The sequence below is a fragment of the Brevundimonas vesicularis NBRC 12165 genome (assembly GCF_001592205.1).
GTDB classification, from domain to species: domain Bacteria; phylum Pseudomonadota; class Alphaproteobacteria; order Caulobacterales; family Caulobacteraceae; genus Brevundimonas; species Brevundimonas vesicularis.
This window is the reverse complement of the sequence record NZ_BCWM01000002.1, coordinates 49,537-65,270: the sequence shown is the minus strand read 5'-3', so window position 1 is coordinate 65,270 and position 15,734 is coordinate 49,537. Positions and strand designations below refer to the sequence as shown.

The window sequence follows — 15,734 nt, the reverse complement described above, 5'->3', positions numbered from 1 at the left end:
GGCCGGCTGACTGCGACCCTCGCCCTTGGTTTGCACCACAATGCGGGACAAGGCCAATCGACTAAAGTCGTAGAAATGAGGGATCAGACGTCTCCTCCCTGCGGAGAGGGGAGGTGGCGAAGGTCAGCCCCGAACGACCTTCACACAGCCTGCGGCTTCACGCGCGCGCTCGCGGGCCTGTTCGACGTCGGCGCCGCGGGCGACAGCCACGCCCATGCGGCGGCGTTCGAAGGCCTCGGGCTTTCCGAACAGACGCAGGTCGGCGGTCGGGATCGACAGGGCCTCCGCCACGCCTTCGAAGGCGATGCCGTGCGCGTCCATGCCGCCGTAGATGACGGCGCTGGCGGCGGGCTCGCGCTGGGTCACGTCCACGGGCAGGCCCAGGATGGCGCGGGCGTGCAGCGCGAACTCGCTCATGGTCTGGCTGGCCAGGGTGACCAGACCGGTGTCGTGCGGGCGGGGCGAGACCTCGGAGAACCAGACCTGGTCGCCCTTGACGAACAGTTCGACGCCGAAGACGCCGTAACCGCCCAGGGCCTCAGTCACCTTGGCGGCGATGGCCTGGGAGGCGGCCAGCCCAGCGGGCGTCATGGCCTGCGGCTGCCAGCTTTCGACATAGTCGCCCTTGACCTGGCGGTGGCCGATGGGCGCACAGATGTCCGTGCGGGTCGAGCCGTCGGCGTCGCGCGAGCGGACGGTCAGCAGCGTGATCTCGAAGTCGAAGTCGATGCGGCCCTCGACGATGACGCGGGCGCCGGCGACCCGGCCGCTGTCCTGGGCGTAGGTCCAGGCGTCGGCGATTTCATCGGCGCCTTCGACGAAGGATTGCCCTTTGCCGGACGACGACATGACCGGCTTGACGAAGTTGGGATAGCCGACGGCCTCTGCGCCGGCCGCCAGTTCCTCGGCCGAACCGGCGAAGGCGTAGGGGCTGGTGGGCAGGCCCAGCGCTTCGGCGGCCAGTTTGCGGATGCCCTCGCGGTTCATCGTCAGCTGCACCGCGCGAGCCGTCGGGACGACCGTCGCCATGCCGGCGGCCTCGATATCGGCCAGAACCTCGGTGGCGATGGCCTCGATCTCGGGCACGATGATGTGCGGGGCCTCGGCCAGGATGACGCCGTTCAGCACCTGAGGATCGGTCATCGGGATGACGTGGCTGCGGTGCGCGACCTGCATGGCGGGGGCGTTGGGATAGCGGTCGACCGCGATCACCTCGACGCCGAGCCGTTGCAGCTCGATGGCGACTTCCTTGCCCAGTTCGCCCGAGCCCAGCAGCATGACGCGCACGGCTGTGTCGGAAAGCGGGGTGCCGAGTTTCATGGGCGTCAGGCTCCGGTAGCGGGTTCGATCAGGTCCCAGGCGTTGCCGTAGAGGTCTTCGAAGACCACCACCCTGCCATAGGTCTCATGCCGCGGGGTTTCGCGGAAATGGACGCCGGCGGCAAGCCAGGCGGCGTGGTCGCGCATCAGGTCGTCGGTCTCCAGAAACAGCCAGACCCGGCCGCCGGCCTGGTTTCCGACCTGGGCCTTCTGCGCGTCGGTCGTGGCGCGCGCCAGCAACAGGCTGGTCTCGCCACCTTTGGGCGTGACGCGCACCCAGCGTTTGCCGCCGCCCATGTCGGTATCCTCGCTGAGGTCGAAACCCAGCTTGCCGACATAGAAGGCGATGGCCGCGTCATAGTCGTGGACCAGCAGGCTGATCGCGCCGAGCCGGTGCATGGGCCGACTCATTTCGCAGGCTCCGCAAAGAGCTGGCGGAAGGCGGCCAGGGCCGCGCCGTGATAGATGGTGGCGTGGCTCTCGGTCGGGCGGGGCGTGAAGCTCCAGCTCAGGCCGGGCAGGGCGTGGTCGCGCAGATTGGCGGTCAGGACGTCCATCGGGGCCTGCATCTCGGGGCCTTCGTCGCCCAAGGTCAGGATGAGGGTGCGCGGGTCATTCGACTGGTCACGCAGACGGGCGCCGGACTGACGCGCCAGTTCGCCCCCGTCCCACCACAGGCTGGGGCTGACGGCGACATAGGCGTCGAACATCTGCGGTTCCTTCAAGAAGGTTTCGACCACGAACAGGCCGGCGAGCGATTCGCCCATCAAGGCGGTTTCGCCGCTGGTGCGGAAGCGGGTCTGGATAAAGGGCAGGACCTCTTCGGCCACGAAACGGCGGAAACGGTCCGAATGGCCCTGTGTCGGATAGCGGGCGATCAAGTCAGGATCGGTGGTGGGCAGGGCCAGTTCGTCGCGGCGATCCACCGAGGCGATCCCGACCACGATGACGTCGCGGGTCGTGCCGACGACGGTTCCCAACTGGGCGAGGCCGGAGATGTGGTGGAAGTCCTGATCCTGACCGCCGTCGAGGACATAAAGGACGGGATAGGTCTTGCCGCTGTCGGCATAACCAGGCGGCAGCCAGATGTTGATCTCACGCGTCGCGCCCATGATCGCAGAGGGCAGGGCGTAGGACCGGCCGATGACGATGGGGGTTTCGGCTATGGCGGGCGTTTGGGGAGCGGTCTGGGCGAGGGTCGGTGCCGCGCCGAGGGCCAGAAGAAGACCGAGTGTGAGGGGTTTCATCGGAGGCTCCTGAAATCCTCCCCCGTGAAGCGCAGCGAAACGGGGGAGGATCTGAGGATTAAAGCCGCGCCTTGACCGCCGCGACGATGGCGTCCGAGGTGATGCCGAACTTCTCGTACAGAACCTCGGCCGGGGCCGAGGCGCCGAAGCCGGTCATGCCGATGAAGGCGCCGTCTTCGCCGATGAAGCGTTCCCAGCCTTGCTTGATCGCGGCTTCCACGGCGACGCGGACCGTGCCGCGGCCGATCACCGAGGCCTGGTATGCGGCGTCCTGCTGTTCGAACAGTTCGAACGAGGGGACCGAGACGACGCGGGTCGGCGTGCCTTCGGTCTCGAGGGTTTCGGCGGCCTTCAGCGCCAGGGCCAGTTCCGTGCCGGTGCCGAACAGTGTGACCTTGGCCTCGCCATTGGCGGCCTTGATCTCATAGGCGCCCTTGGCGGACAGGTTTTCGGTCGAGGCGACGGTGCGGACAGCTGGGGTCTTCTGGCGCGACAGGGCCAGGGCCGACGGCGCGGTCTTGGTCTGCAGGGCGATCTGCCAGCATTCCATGGCCTCGATGGTGTCGGCGGGGCGGAAGACCAACAGGTTCGGAATGGCGCGCAGCGCCGCCAGATGTTCGACCGGCTGATGCGTCGGGCCGTCTTCGCCCAAGCCGATCGAATCGTGCGTCAGGACGTGGATGGCGCGCACGCCCATCAGGGCGCCCAGACGGATGGCCGGGCGGCTGTAGTCCGAAAACACCATGAAGGTGCCGCCGTAGGGAATGACCCCGCCGTGCAAGGCCAGGCCGTTCATGGCGGCGGCCATGCCAAACTCGCGGATGCCCCAGTTGACGTAGCGGCCTTCATAGGTTGGCGCATCCAGGATCGGCGTGCCCTTGACGAAGGTGTTGTTCGAGCCGGTCAGGTCGGCCGAGCCGCCGACCAGTTCGGGAATGGCGGCGAACAGTTCGTCCAGCGCGGCGCCCGACGACTGGCGTGTCGCCTGGGCCGGCTGGGTCTCGACCAGTTCGGCGATCTTGGCGTTCAGGGCGTCGAAGGCGGCCTCGGGCAGGTCGCCCTTCATGGCGCGGGTGAAGTCGGCGGCCTGGGCTGAGGCGGCGAGGCGGGCCTCCCACTTCTTGCGGTCCTTGGCGCCGCGACGGCCGACCTTCTTCCAGGCGTCGGCGATCGTCTGGGGCATTTCGAAGGGATCGTGATCCCAAGCCAGGCCGAGGCGCGTGGCGGCGATCTCGGCGGCGCCCAGGGCCGCGCCGTGGGTCTTGTGGCTGCCTTCCATCGTGGCGGCGCCCTTGCCGATCTTGGTCTTGCAGGCGATCAGGGTGGGCTTGTCCTGACGCATGGCCCACTTCATCGCGCCCTTGATGGCGTTCATGTCGTGGCCGTCGATCGCCTTGACCGCCCAGCCGGCGGCCTTGAAGCGAGCCTTCTGGTCGGTGGTGTCCGACAGGGAGACCTTGCCGTCGATGGTGATCTCGTTGTCGTCCCAAAGGACGTGCAGCTTGTTCAGCTTGTAGCGGCCGGCAAGCGCGATGGCTTCCTGCGACACGCCTTCCATCAGGCAACCGTCGCCGGCGATGACCCAAGTGCGGTGATCGACCAGATCATCGCCATACTTCGCCGCCAGATGGCGCTCGGCCATGGCGAAACCGACCGAAGTGGCCAGACCCTGGCCCAGCGGGCCCGTGGTGACCTCGACGCCGGGCATATGGCCGTACTCCGGGTGGCCCGCGGTCTTGGAGCCCCACTGGCGGAAGTTGGACAGTTCTTCCTTCGTCGCGCCCTTGTAGCCGGTCAGGTGCAGCAGGGCGTAGATCAGCATCGAGCCGTGGCCGGCCGAGAGGATGAAGCGGTCGCGGTCGGCCCAGTCGGGGCGCGAGGCGTCGAACTTCAGGAAGCGGGAAAACAGCACCGTGGCGACATCGGCCATGCCCATCGGCATGCCGGGGTGGCCGGATTTGGCCTTTTCGACGCCGTCCATGGCGAGGACGCGAATGGCGTTCGCCATCTGCTCGGGCGTGGCCTTGGGTGCGGTTTTGGCGTCGGTCACTGTGGAGACCTCTGTTGGGAAGGCGGAAAAAGGGGGCGCGCCCCTTTACCCCGGCGCGTCCTCGGCTTCTATACGGAATCTAAAGGAGCGACCGATGGCAGACGCCACCACGGCCGCACGGGCGCGTATTGACCGCGCCCTGGCCGAATTGGAACGCAAGATTCTGGAGCTGAAGGCGCGGCCCGCCTCGGCGCCCGCGATCGCGGACGACGACCTGTTCGCGCCGCGTGCCACAGATCAGCGCGTGACCGAACTGGAGGCCGCCGGGCGCGAGGCGTCCGAGGCGCTGGGCCGCGCCGCCCAGGCCGTGCGCGAGGCCTTAGCCGAAAGCGAGGCCGTCTGATGGCGACGGTGACGGTCGAGGTCAACGGCCGCCCCTATGCGGTGGGGTGCGCCGACGGGCAGGAAGAGCGGGTCCGCATCCTGGCCAAACAGTTCGACAATCAGGTGCGCCAGGTCGCAGGCGACGTGGGCCATGTCGGCGATCTGCGGCTGTTTCTGATGTCCGCGCTGATCCTGGCCGACGAACTGCATGAGGCGCGGCTGAACGCCGGCAAGGCGGGGCCTTCTTCAGCGACAGCCCCGGTTCCGGCCTCGACGGACGGGGTCGCCGAGGCGCTGAACGCCGTCGCCGCGCGGATCGAAAAGATCGCCCAAAACCTGTAGTCGATTATTCCGCTGCGGATGCTGGCGTCGGGACCGGCGAAGGCCTATCTTGATCGACGGCGGGTCTTGCTGCGGCTCACGTCGAAGACAACATATCCTTCTGACCTTAATTCACTCATAGGGATCTGTCCCTGTCCGGGCTCGAGGGCTTGGGCATACGGAGCCCACCTGGCTACCCAGGTCGAGAGGATTTAAACGTTCTTCACGGTTCGTGCGGCGCCGCCACCTTCCTCTCTTTGCGAGTGTGCTATCGCTCGCGGCGCGGCGGCTCTCGATATGAGCACCCGTTCGCAGGGGCGGTTCGATGATCCAGGACAAGCACGAACTTCGATCGGCTGCCCGCGCCTTGCGCAAGCGTCTGGCCGAGGTCGATCCGCTGGCCGCCAGCCGGGCTGGGGACCATGCCGATGCGCTTCCGGCCGCTCGGATCGTCGCGCTCTATCGCGCCATGGGGTCGGAGCTGGATACCGACGCCCTGGCCGCGGCGCTGGAGACGGCGGGTCGCCGGCTGTGCCTGCCGGTCGTGGTCCAGCGCGACGCGCCGATGGAGTTCCGCGCCTGGTCGCCCGGCGAGCCGCTGGAGGTGGACGCCGCCGGATGCCCCGCGCCGCTGCCGCTGGCCGAGGTCGTCATGCCGGACCTGATCCTGACGCCGCTGCTGGCCTTTGACGATCAGGGCGGGCGCCTGGGGCAGGGCGGCGGCTATTATGACCGGACCTTCGCCGCGCGACCCGACGCCATCCGCATCGGTTTCGCCTACGCCGGCCAAAGGGTCGAGCGGCTGGCGTTGGAGCCGCACGACATTCGACTGCATGGCGTTCTGACCGAGACCGGCTATACGGCTTTCGAATGAGACTTTTTGCATGAGACTGGCATTTTTCGGCGACGTCATCGGCAAGTCCGGCCGTGACGGGATCAGCGATCATCTTCCGGGCCTGAAGCGGGACCTGAAGCTCGACTTCGTGGTCGTGAATGCGGAGAACGCCGCGGGCGGCTTCGGCATCACCGAGAACACGGCGCGCGAGCTGTTCATGGCGGGCGCCGACTGCCTGACGCTGGGCAACCACAGCTGGGACCAACGCGAGGCCCTGACCTATATTGTGCGCGAGCCGCGCCTGATCCGTCCGGCCAACTATCCGCGCCTGATGGATGCGCCGGGCGCCGGCGCCAATCTGTTCGAGACCCATTCGGGCCGCACTGTCTTGGTAATGAACGTGCTGGGCCGGGTGCATATGGACCCGATGGACGATCCGTTCGGCGCGGTGGAGCGCGAACTGGCGGCGGCGCCGCTGGGCGCGGTGGCAGACGCCGTTATCGTGGACATGCATGCCGAGGTGACGTCCGAGAAGATGGCGATGGGCCATTTCTGCGACGGGCGCGCATCGCTGGTGGTCGGCACCCACACCCATGTGCCCACCGCCGACTGTCAAATCCTGCCCGGCGGCACGGCCTATCAGACCGACGCCGGGGGCTGCTGCGACTACGACAGCGTGATCGGCAACGAGAAGGAAGAGCCGCTTCGCCGCTTCACCACCCGGATTTCGGGCGGTCGCTACATGCCGGCCTCCGGACCCGCGACGGTATGCGGGGTCTTCGTCGAGACCGACGACCGGACGGGGCTGGCGACGCGGGTCGAGCCGATCCGGGTTGGCGGGCGGTTGTCTCAGGCGATCCCGGTCGTCTGATCCGGCGCCGACCGCTCAGGCAGTTGTAAGGGTGTTCGAGCCGGCCTCGATCACCATGGTCTGGCGCAGGCTGAGCGTCCCGTCGCGGTCCGACACCTTGTCCAGAACCTTGAACTGGGTGGTCCAGAGGTTGGGCGTCGCTTCGCAGACCATGTAGCCGCGCTGGGAGTTTCGGAACGTCAGCTGTGGATTGGCCGCCATGAACGCCTCGTAGTCGGAGCCGCGATCCGAGCCGTCGCCACGCGAGCTGATCGAGGTGCCGACGAACTCGATCGCGATGGGGGCGCCTTCGGGCTGGCTGCCGTCCAGCCACAGGCCGCCGGCGTAGTTCTGATGTTCGTCGCCGGTCAGGACCACCACATTGTCGATGCGGCGGTCGCGGATGTGGCGCAGCAGGCGATTGCGGGGCACGCGATAGCCGGCCCAGCTGTCGGTGTTGACCCCCTGGCCGCCGGAAGTGTTGCGGTTCAGGTCCATCATCATGACCTGCTGGGCCAGGGCCTTCCAGCGGGCCTTCGAGCGATCCAGATTGGTCAGCAGCCAGGCCTCCTGAGCGTCGCCCAGCACCTGGGCCGCCGTCGCCTCTATGCCGGGGCAGGTGACGTTGAAGCGGCCGCCGCAGGGCTGGTTCGAGCGGAACTGTCGGGTGTCGAGGAATGCCACGTCCAGCAGGTCGCCGTACTGGGCGCGGCGATAGGCCTGCATGGCGGCGCCGCGCGGGAAGGCCGACTTCCGCATCGGCATGAACTCGTAGAAGGCCTGCATGGCGGCGGCGCGCCGCAGCAGGAAGACCTCCGGCGGAGAGCCTTCCTGGTCTGTGTCGCTGACCCAATCGTTGTCGACCTCGTGGTCGTCATAGGTGCAGAACCAAGCCGCCGAGGCGCGCGAGGCCAGCAGGTCCGCATCCATCGTGTACTGGGAATAGCGGCGGCGATAGTCGTCGAGGCTGTAGACCTCCCCGCCCAGATGGACGCGCGTATTGTCCAGCGGGCCGGCGGCCGACTGATAGATCGGGTCGCCCCGATTTTCGTAGATGTAGTCGCCGTAGCAGAAGATGAAATCGAGATCCTCCGCCGCCATCTTGCGGTGGGCGGTGTAATAGCCCTGCTCATAGGCCTGGCAGCCGGCGACGCCGAAGCGGACGGAAGCGGGCGAGGCGCCGGCCAGGGGCGCGGTTTTGGCGCGACCGACACCGCTGCGTTCGGTCCCGCATTGAAAACGGTAGAAATAGGGGCGGGCCGGCTCCAGCCCTTCGACCTCGACGTGCACGGAGTGGCCCAGTTCTGGTCGCGCGATCGCCTCACCGGAGCGGACGACAGTGTTGAAGCCCCGGTCGGCGGCGACCTCCCATTTCACGGCGACAGGCGCGCGGGGCATGCCGGAGCCATAGGCGAGGGGATCAGGCGCAAGTCGCGTCCAGATGACGAAGCCGTCGGGCAGAGGATCGCCGGCCGTGACGCCCAGTCGGAAGGGGTTGGTGTCGAAGACGGCCTGGGCCAGGGCGGGGCCGGTATGCGACAGCGCCAGGCTTCCCCCGAAGGCGGCCAGCATCGAACGGCGAGAGAGGGCGAGTGTCGTCATCGAAGGCTCCCGGACTTCAGACCGGCTCTATCGCGGCGATGTGACAGATTTCCGAGCGGCATGTTCAGCCGTCGATCGGCGTCGGTCCCTCACAACCCGACGAACCTGCTCCAGTTCGGCGGCGCGGCGTTGCGGCGTATGAACATCCATGACGTAGCCTTGTCCTGCGCGGGCCAAGGCGACGCGCTCATCCGGGTTGCGGATCAGGCGGTCCATGGCTGACCGCAAGGTCGCAGACGTTACGGCGTCGACATAGAGGGCGTGATCGCCGCTGGCCTCACGGAGGCCGCCCCGGCCGGAGGAGATCAGGGCCGCGCCCGCCGCATGGGCCTCGATCGCCGTCAGACCGAACGGCTCGTCCCAGACCGAAGGCGTCAGGGCGATGGCGGCCGTCTGCATCCGTCGCCGCACCTCGCCCAAAGGCGCGGACTTCAGCACCTCGACCCGGTCGCCATACTTTTCTAGCGGCGCGACATGTCGGGCCGCCCAGCGCGCATGATCGTCCCAGTCGTTCAGCATCAGCACCGCGCGCCAGTCGGGATGGGCGTCCAGAACGCAGGGCAGGGCGGCGCACAACACATCGACGCCCTTTTCCGGCATGGCGCGACCAGCGAAGGCGATCACCGTCTGTCGATTCTCGGGCGACGCCAGCCACGCGCCGGCGTCGATGGGGTTGGGCACCGCGAACGCCCGGTCATTCAGATCTGGGAAGGTGCGCACGAAGGCGTCGCGCTCCGCCACGCTGACGAAAACCAGGCCGTCTAGCCGCTCATAACGCGCCCGATAACGCCAGCGGTCGATGGGGTGGCGCGGGGCGCGCAGGGCGTTGTGGCGATAGAGCAGGTGCGGGGTGTCCGGCAGGGCCTGCTGCACCGCCAGCGCTTGCTTTACCTGCTGATGATGTTCGATCACATCGGGCCGAAAGGCGCGCAGCCTTTCGATCAGGGTGGGTATGCGGCTGCGCCCCGCCGGCAGGGCGTCCACGCTCGTTGAAACGCCGTCGTCCGCGCCTTGGCAGCAGAAGATGCGCGTCTCGCCGCCCTGATCGACGCCCGCCATCGTTCGCACGACCGTCTCCATCGAGTTCGGCTGGGCTTCGGAAAACAGGCATCCCGGAGGGAGCAGGATGGCGGTGCGCAAGGGCGACCTCCAAGGGGAAGGATGGCGCGACCTATAGACGGTTCGTGGCGGAACGGCGACGGCGCCGCTTGGTCAGCCCTTGCGCCGCGCCCTCAGCCGCAATCGCATCGGCTCGCGGCTGCGCAGGGTGATCTGGTGGACCGGACGGGGTTCCGCATTGGTCAGGGCCTCGACATCGGCGACGCGAAGGATGGCGGCGAGCGCGATCATCGCCTCCTGCAGGGCGAAGGCGGCGCCGATGCAGACGCGCGGGCCGGCGCTGAAGGGAATATAGGCGTAGCGATCAATGGCCTTGCGGTTCTCGGGCAGGAAACGCTCGGGCTGGAAGGCGTCGGGGTCGTCCCACAGCAGCTGGTGACGCTGGAGAATCCACGGCGATATGATGACCGTGGCGCCAGCCTTGATCGTCTGTCCACCGATCTCGTCGTCGGCCAGGGCCTTGCGGGCCATGGTCGGGGCGGGCGGAAACAGGCGCATCGTCTCCTCCAGCACAGCGCGCGTCCAGGGCAGGGCCTCGGCCCATTTAGGATCGGAGACTTCGAAGGTGTCGGCCTCGGCCTGGAGCCGGGCCAAATACTCCGGCTGGCGCGACAGCAGATGCAGGGTCCAGCCCAGGGCGCGGGCCGTCGTCTCGTGACCCGCCAGGATGAAGGTCAGAATGTTGGCCGCGACCTCTTCGTCGGTCAGGCCCGGACCACCGTTCTCGTCTTTGGCCAGCAGAAGCGCGCTGAGCAGGTCGGCCGGCGGCGCGTCGCCGCTCTCGATCCGGGCGCGTCGGGCCTCGACCAGCTTCGTGACGCGCTGCTCGAAGAAGCGGGCCGAGCGGAAACTGGCCAGCCGGCCCAGGCGCGGGGCCCAGTCCGGCGCGCCCAGCACGTCCAGCGGATCGATGCGCGCACCGTTGGCCAGGAACTGGTTCAGCGCCCGCTCGAACCCACGCGCCTCGCCGCCCAGTTCGTCCGAGAACATGGTTGCGGACAGGATGTCGAAGGTCAGGCCCGACATTTCGCTGTCGATATCCAGCACCCGCCCGCGCGCCGACAGCGACCAGGCGGCCACGCGCGCGTGACAGACCTCGGCCATCCGGGCGTTCAGAGTGGCCATCTTGGCCGGGGTGAACAGGGGCGCGAGGATACGCCGAGCGCGACGCCAAACCTCGCCCTCTGTCAGCAGCAGGCCCTCAGCCAGCATCGGCCCCAGCACCCGCCGTTGCAGATCGCCCTTCACATAGTTGGCGGCGTTCTCGGTCAGGACGTGACGCACGCCCTCGGGATGGCTGACCACCAGGATTTCGCCGAAGGCTGAGGATCCATGCAGTTGCGGCTCGGTGAAATGCCGCTCGGACCACATCTGGATCGGATCGCGCCAGCTGATCCACAGGAAGGGCAGCAGCGAGAGCGGTTTGCCCACGCGCCGGGGCGGTATGGCCGGGCGGAAGATGGTGTCGGCGGTCGTCGCGTCCATCAGACGCTCCCTGTTCAAGTCGCCGGTTCAGCCAGGCGCATCGCTCCTGAAACGCGCCATCCGGCTCCTACGTTCATGCGGGATCAATGCGACGTCAACGCGGCGTCAACGCGGCGGGCGCGCCCTGCCGATCGCGGCGAGCAACCGCGTCATATCTTCGGCGGCGAAGTCTTTCGCGCGCTGGCTGGACACGGTGGGTCTCGAAGCCGTCGCTACGGGGGCCGCGGCTTGAGCCGCTCTCTTCTTTTCGCGCCTTTCGAAAAGGAAGCGTTGAAGACCCCAGACGAGGTGAGGCGTCCACGGCTGGCCGCAGGCGGTGCTTTTGCCCGCCTTGTTCAGCAGGCCGGCGATCTCGTTGGGCCGGGTGAAGCCGCTTTTGAAACAGGCGCGGAGCAGAGGGTCGAGCTCGTCCAGAAACGCCTCTTTGGAACGATCACGAAAGGCGAAATGCTTCAGTTCGTCTTTGGTGATCTGCGAAGGCTTGGAAGACGGGCGCCCAGCCGACGCGGCCTTGGTGCGGGTGGGCGCCGTTGGCTTTCCGCCGCCGCGATAGGGTCCGTTCGCCAATCTCAGTTCGCCGGAGGCGCGGTCGGCGCCCAGGCCTTCATTTCGGCGATCTCGCGCGACTGCGTGTCGACGACGCTCTGGGCCATGCGGCGGATTTCCGGGTCGCGGCTGTCGCGCAGGGCGACCTTGGCCATGGCGACGGCGCCTTCGTGGTGGGCGATCATCTTGGCGACATAGGCCTGGTCGATCGTCTGACCCGAGGCGGCGGCCATCTTCCGGTGCATCTCGGCCTCGGAGGCGGCGAAGGCCCGATCTCCAGGCGTGACGCCGGGGGTAGAGCCGCCCATGGCGTGACCGTCGTGACCGGCGGCCTGCATCTGTTCGGTCGTGCGCGCCGCCGCGGCCTGGTTGGCGGCGGAGGTGTCGCGAAGCGCCTGCTGCACCGGATCGCCGCCGCCGTCGCAGGCGCTCAGTAGGCTCAGCAGGACGAGCGGCGTCAGGACTCGGATCATGCCGCGTCGCCCAGCCAACCCGGCATCCAGCCTTCATGCCATTCGCGCAGATGGGCGACGGGGATGCTGAACAGTTCGCCCTTGTCGCCTTTGGAGGCGAAGGCGGCTCCGCCCGCATGGCCGACGACCGAAGCGTGCAGACCCGCCTCGCGCGCCTTGGCGATGATGGCGTCGGCGTCAGGGACAGCGACCAGGTAACGAGCCTGGTCCTCGGCGAACAGGAAGATATGGGCGTGGGTCGCGCTGGAGGCGTCCAGGGTCACGCCGACGTCGGAGGCCAGCACCAGATCGGCGGCGGCGCCGATCAGGCCGCCGTCCGAAAGGTCGTGAACCACGGTCAGTTCGCCCGCCTCGATCAGGCTGCGCATGAAATCGCCGGTCTTCTTTTCAAGCCTCAGATCGACGGCCGGCGGGGCGCCGTCCTCGCGGCCCAGGACCTCGCGCAGATAGATGGACGCCCCCAGTTCGCCGTGGGTCTGGCCGATCAGGACCAGCGCATCGCCCTCGGCCATGGTCGAAAAGCCGGTCACCACATCGTAGTTGGGCAGCAGGCCGACGGCGCCCACGGTCGGGGTCGGCGGAATGGCGACGCCGTTGGTTTCGTTATAGAGTGACACGTTTCCGCTCACGACCGGGAACACCAACTCGCGGCAGGCCTCGGCCATGCCGTCGATGGCGCGAACGATCTGGCCCATGATCTCCGGGCGCTGCGGATTGCCGAAGTTCAGGTTGTCGGTGATGGCGATCGGACGGCTGCCGACGGCGGTCAGGTTGCGCCAGGCCTCGGCCACCGCCTGTTTGCCGCCCTCGTAGGGGTCGTTCTGGACGTAGCGGGGGGTGCAGTCCGAGGTAACGGCCAGACCCTTGTCCGTGCCATGCACGCGCACCACGCCGGCGTCGGCGCCGGTCGCCGAGTCCTGCAGCGTGTCGGCCATGACGTGGCGGTCGTACTGTTCCCAGATCCAGCGCTTGGAGGCCATGTCGGGGCAGGCGACGACCTTCATCACCGCATCGGCCCAGTTTTCGGGCGCAGGAATGTCCGAGTGGTTCAGCTTGGGCTCAAGCTCCGGCTGGACCCAGGGACGGTCATACAGGGGCGCGTCGTCGAAAAGCGGCGCAAGCGGCACGTCGCAGACGGTTTCGCCGTGATGCTTCAGCACCAGGTGGCCGGTGTCGGTGGTCTGGCCGATGATGGCGAAGTCCAGGCCCCACTTCTGGAAGATGCGATAGCCGACGTCTTCATAGCCGGGCTTCAGCACCGCCAGCATCCGCTCCTGGCTTTCCGACAGCATCATCTCATAGGCCGTCATGCCGGTTTCGCGCTGCGGCACCTTGTCGAGGTTGAGTTCAATGCCGACGCCGCCCTTGCCCGCCATTTCGACGGATGAAGAGGTCAGGCCCGCCGCGCCCATGTCCTGAATGGCGGCGACGGCCCCGGACGCCATCAGCTCCAGTGTCGCCTCGATCAGCAGTTTTTCGGCGAAGGGGTCGCCGACCTGGACCGTGGGGCGCTTGGCCTCCGACTCGTCGTCGAACTCGGTCGAGGACATGGTCGCGCCGTGGATGCCGTCGCGACCGGTCTTGGACCCGAAATAGACGACATCATGGCCCGCCTCCGGCGCGGCCGAATAATAGATTTCGTCGGCGCGGGCCAGGCCGACGCACATGGCGTTGACCAGGATGTTGCCGTTGTAACCCTTGTGGAAGTTAGTCTCGCCCGCGACCGTCGGCACGCCGACGCAGTTGCCATAGCCGCCGATGCCGGAGACCACGCCCTTGACCAGGCGTCTGGTCTTCTCGTGACCGGGATCGCCGAAACGCAGGGCGTTAAGCAGGGCCACCGGGCGCGCGCCCATGGTGAAGACATCGCGCATGATGCCGCCCACGCCCGTCGCCGCACCCTGATAAGGTTCGATGTAGGACGGGTGGTTGTGGCTCTCCATCTTGAAGATGCAGGCGTCGCCGTCGTCGATGTCGATCACCCCGGCGTTCTCGCCCGGCCCGCAGATGACGCGCTCGCCGGTGGTCGGGAACTTGCCCAAGTGGATCTTGGAGGACTTGTAGGAGCAGTGCTCGGACCACATGACCGAAAAGACGCCCAGCTCGACATGGTTGGGCTCGCGCCCCAGCCGGTCGAGGACGACCTGATATTCATTGGGGGCCAGGCCGTATTCGGCGGCCAGTTCAGCCATCGACTTCTGGGGGGTCTTTTGCGGAGCGCTCATGGGCGGCGCTTCTAGCCGCAGATGGGCCGAATGTCAGCCCGCGCGGCGCAAGAACGGGGAACATCGTCCATCGCAGGTGGTTGATTCCGTCGACAGCCAAAGGAGCCGCCATGACCGACACGCCCATCGACCCCGCCGCCACCCCCGAAGACGACGACCTGCCCGAGATCGCCGCCGACGACGCCGGCGCCTCTGCTCTGGCCGAACGGGCTCAGAAACAGGCCGATGACGCCGAGGAGGACGAGGCGTGAGCAAGCCCCACACCGACCGCATCGTCCCGGCCTCGGGCCAGCAGATGGATCGTTCAAATGATCCAAAAACTACCGCACAGATGGACGCCGCAGCGCCTGAAGCGGCTCTGGCCAGCCGGCGTCAGCGGCTGACCGGTTCGGCCGTCGGGGTCGGCAGCGTCGGCTTCGATGAAACCGGCGCCTTCGACGTGGGCGCCGATGACCACGCGCCTCAGGACGACGCGGTCACCGACAAACCCTGAGGCTTAGCGAGCGCGTTCGACGCCGGGTCGCATGCGGAAGGTCAGCAGCAGGCCGCCGATCAGCAGGACGATCGCACCGGCTAGGGCCGTGAAGGCGACGGTCGGCTTGTCCGCCTGTTCGGCGACGAACGCGCCCAGAAGGCCCCAGGCCGTCGGCGCCGGATAGGCGAGGGTGCGCAGGACCGCCGTCACCGCCAGGGCGACGACCGTGACGGCGACGATGGCGACGATGGCCCACAGGTCAGGCGACAGGGCGGCGGGAAGAGCGTTGAACGCGGTCGCCGTCGTGATCAGGTTCAACGGCGCAGCCACCGTCAGCCAGCCCGCCAGTGCCGCGAGCGGCCAGACCAGCAGGATGCGCTCGCGATCGAACATCCCCAGCGCGCGGATGTGGCCGGATACGGCCAGCATCGGCAGTAACAGCGCGATCAGCGAGGCGAAAATCACGCCCACGCTGGCGGCCTTCAGGTTCAGGGCCGCCACAATGATCCAGAATCCGATGCCGAAGAAGGCGACGGCGGACGGCAGACCCATCCGGCCCAGCAGCGAGCTTTCGCCCGTCTGTGGCAGGGCCTGACGGATCGCATAGGCCAGAATACCGACATAGATCAGGCCCCAGATCGAGAAGGCGTAGCCCGCAACGCGCAGGGTGCTGTTGCCGTCTGCAGCGAACTCGGCCTGGTTCAGGCCCAGGCCCGCCAGGTTCTGCACCAGAGGTACGACGATCGCGAACAGGGCGGCGGCCAGGACGACCAGACGACGGGTGCGTTGGCGGGGCGTGGGACGGATGATGGACGACATTCGATTTCCAGTGCGACGCTTGTTTCCGCCTTTACGCCTCGCCA

General features: G+C 67.6%; 17 protein-coding genes and 1 other RNA gene. 7 read left to right on the top strand and 11 right to left on the bottom strand.

Annotation, left to right across the window (positions count from 1 at the left end):
* Positions 1-123: 123 nt before the first annotated feature.
* The 4 genes from purT to tkt are packed head-to-tail and all read right to left on the bottom strand — an operon-like array spanning position 124 to position 4,616.
* Complete coding sequence (gene purT / locus BVE01S_RS01910; RefSeq protein WP_066623505.1) at positions 124-1,320, bottom strand: formate-dependent phosphoribosylglycinamide formyltransferase; 1,197 nt, start codon at positions 1,318-1,320, stop codon at positions 124-126.
* 5 nt (positions 1,321-1,325) lie between these two features.
* Entirely contained in the window at positions 1,326-1,718 is a 393-nt protein-coding gene (locus BVE01S_RS01905) for a VOC family protein (protein WP_066623503.1), read from the bottom strand.
* Positions 1,719-1,726: 8 nt separating this feature from the next.
* Complete coding sequence (locus BVE01S_RS01900) at positions 1,727-2,566, bottom strand: alpha/beta hydrolase (RefSeq protein ID WP_066623497.1); 840 nt, start codon at positions 2,564-2,566, stop codon at positions 1,727-1,729.
* Positions 2,567-2,624: 58 nt separating this feature from the next.
* Positions 2,625-4,616 (bottom strand): transketolase, encoded by a 1,992-nt coding sequence (gene tkt, locus BVE01S_RS01895; RefSeq protein ID WP_084375238.1) that lies wholly within the window; start codon positions 4,614-4,616, stop codon positions 2,625-2,627.
* 94 nt (positions 4,617-4,710) lie between these two features.
* Between tkt and BVE01S_RS01890 the strand changes: the two genes are divergently transcribed.
* From BVE01S_RS01890 to BVE01S_RS01870, 5 genes are all read left to right on the top strand, one after another.
* Positions 4,711-4,959 carry a hypothetical protein gene (locus BVE01S_RS01890; protein ID WP_066623492.1) on the top strand — a complete coding sequence of 83 codons (249 nt, stop codon included), beginning with the start codon at positions 4,711-4,713 and terminating at the stop codon, positions 4,957-4,959.
* Positions 4,959-5,282, top strand: a complete 324-nt coding sequence (locus tag BVE01S_RS01885; protein ID WP_066623489.1) for a cell division protein ZapA — start codon at positions 4,959-4,961, stop codon at positions 5,280-5,282. Before BVE01S_RS01890 ends, BVE01S_RS01885 begins: the two co-directional genes overlap by 1 nt.
* Before the next feature lie 63 nt (positions 5,283-5,345).
* A non-coding RNA gene (gene ssrS / locus BVE01S_RS01880) (6S RNA) lies at positions 5,346-5,506 on the top strand.
* A gap of 80 nt (positions 5,507-5,586) precedes the next feature.
* A complete protein-coding gene (locus BVE01S_RS01875; RefSeq protein ID WP_066623486.1) occupies positions 5,587-6,135 on the top strand; it encodes a 5-formyltetrahydrofolate cyclo-ligase in 549 nt (182 codons plus the stop codon).
* A gap of 10 nt (positions 6,136-6,145) precedes the next feature.
* Positions 6,146-6,967 (top strand): TIGR00282 family metallophosphoesterase, encoded by an 822-nt coding sequence (locus BVE01S_RS01870; RefSeq protein WP_017504752.1) that lies wholly within the window; start codon positions 6,146-6,148, stop codon positions 6,965-6,967.
* Positions 6,968-6,982: 15 nt separating this feature from the next.
* Here BVE01S_RS01870 and BVE01S_RS01865 read toward each other — a convergent pair whose 3' ends face one another.
* The 6 genes from BVE01S_RS01865 to purL form a co-directional block, all read right to left on the bottom strand.
* Positions 6,983-8,548, bottom strand: a complete 1,566-nt coding sequence (locus tag BVE01S_RS01865) for an alkaline phosphatase D family protein (protein ID WP_066623484.1) — start codon at positions 8,546-8,548, stop codon at positions 6,983-6,985.
* Between the two features lie 27 nt (positions 8,549-8,575).
* Positions 8,576-9,688: a glycosyltransferase family 4 protein gene (locus BVE01S_RS01860; RefSeq protein WP_084375237.1), complete on the bottom strand. Its 1,113-nt coding sequence runs from the start codon at positions 9,686-9,688 to the stop codon at positions 8,576-8,578.
* A 72-nt stretch (positions 9,689-9,760) separates the two neighbouring features.
* A complete protein-coding gene (locus tag BVE01S_RS01855; RefSeq protein WP_066623482.1) occupies positions 9,761-11,152 on the bottom strand; it encodes a cytochrome P450 in 1,392 nt (463 codons plus the stop codon).
* 105 nt (positions 11,153-11,257) lie between these two features.
* Positions 11,258-11,719 carry a hypothetical protein gene (locus BVE01S_RS01850; protein ID WP_066623479.1) on the bottom strand — a complete coding sequence of 154 codons (462 nt, stop codon included), beginning with the start codon at positions 11,717-11,719 and terminating at the stop codon, positions 11,258-11,260.
* A 2-nt stretch (positions 11,720-11,721) separates the two neighbouring features.
* Positions 11,722-12,171 (bottom strand): DUF305 domain-containing protein, encoded by a 450-nt coding sequence (locus tag BVE01S_RS01845; protein ID WP_066623476.1) that lies wholly within the window; start codon positions 12,169-12,171, stop codon positions 11,722-11,724.
* The gene (gene purL, locus BVE01S_RS01840) at positions 12,168-14,396 is read right to left on the bottom strand and encodes a phosphoribosylformylglycinamidine synthase subunit PurL (RefSeq protein ID WP_066623474.1); all 2,229 of its coding nucleotides are present in this window, start codon (positions 14,394-14,396) and stop codon (positions 12,168-12,170) included. Before purL ends, BVE01S_RS01845 begins: the two co-directional genes overlap by 4 nt.
* A 110-nt stretch (positions 14,397-14,506) precedes the next feature.
* Between purL and BVE01S_RS16690 the strand changes: the two genes are divergently transcribed.
* Both BVE01S_RS16690 and BVE01S_RS01835 read left to right on the top strand, forming a co-directional pair.
* On the top strand, positions 14,507-14,647 hold the full coding sequence (locus BVE01S_RS16690) for a hypothetical protein (protein WP_153922446.1): 141 nt from the start codon (positions 14,507-14,509) through the stop codon (positions 14,645-14,647).
* Entirely contained in the window at positions 14,644-14,889 is a 246-nt protein-coding gene (locus BVE01S_RS01835) for a Tat pathway signal protein (protein ID WP_066623472.1), read from the top strand. Before BVE01S_RS16690 ends, BVE01S_RS01835 begins: the two co-directional genes overlap by 4 nt.
* A 3-nt stretch (positions 14,890-14,892) precedes the next feature.
* Here the strand turns inward: BVE01S_RS01835 and BVE01S_RS01830 are convergent, their stop codons facing one another.
* Positions 14,893-15,690, bottom strand: coding sequence for a TspO-related membrane protein (locus tag BVE01S_RS01830; RefSeq protein ID WP_066623468.1), 798 nt, complete (start codon positions 15,688-15,690; stop codon positions 14,893-14,895).
* Positions 15,691-15,734: the final 44 nt, after the last annotated feature.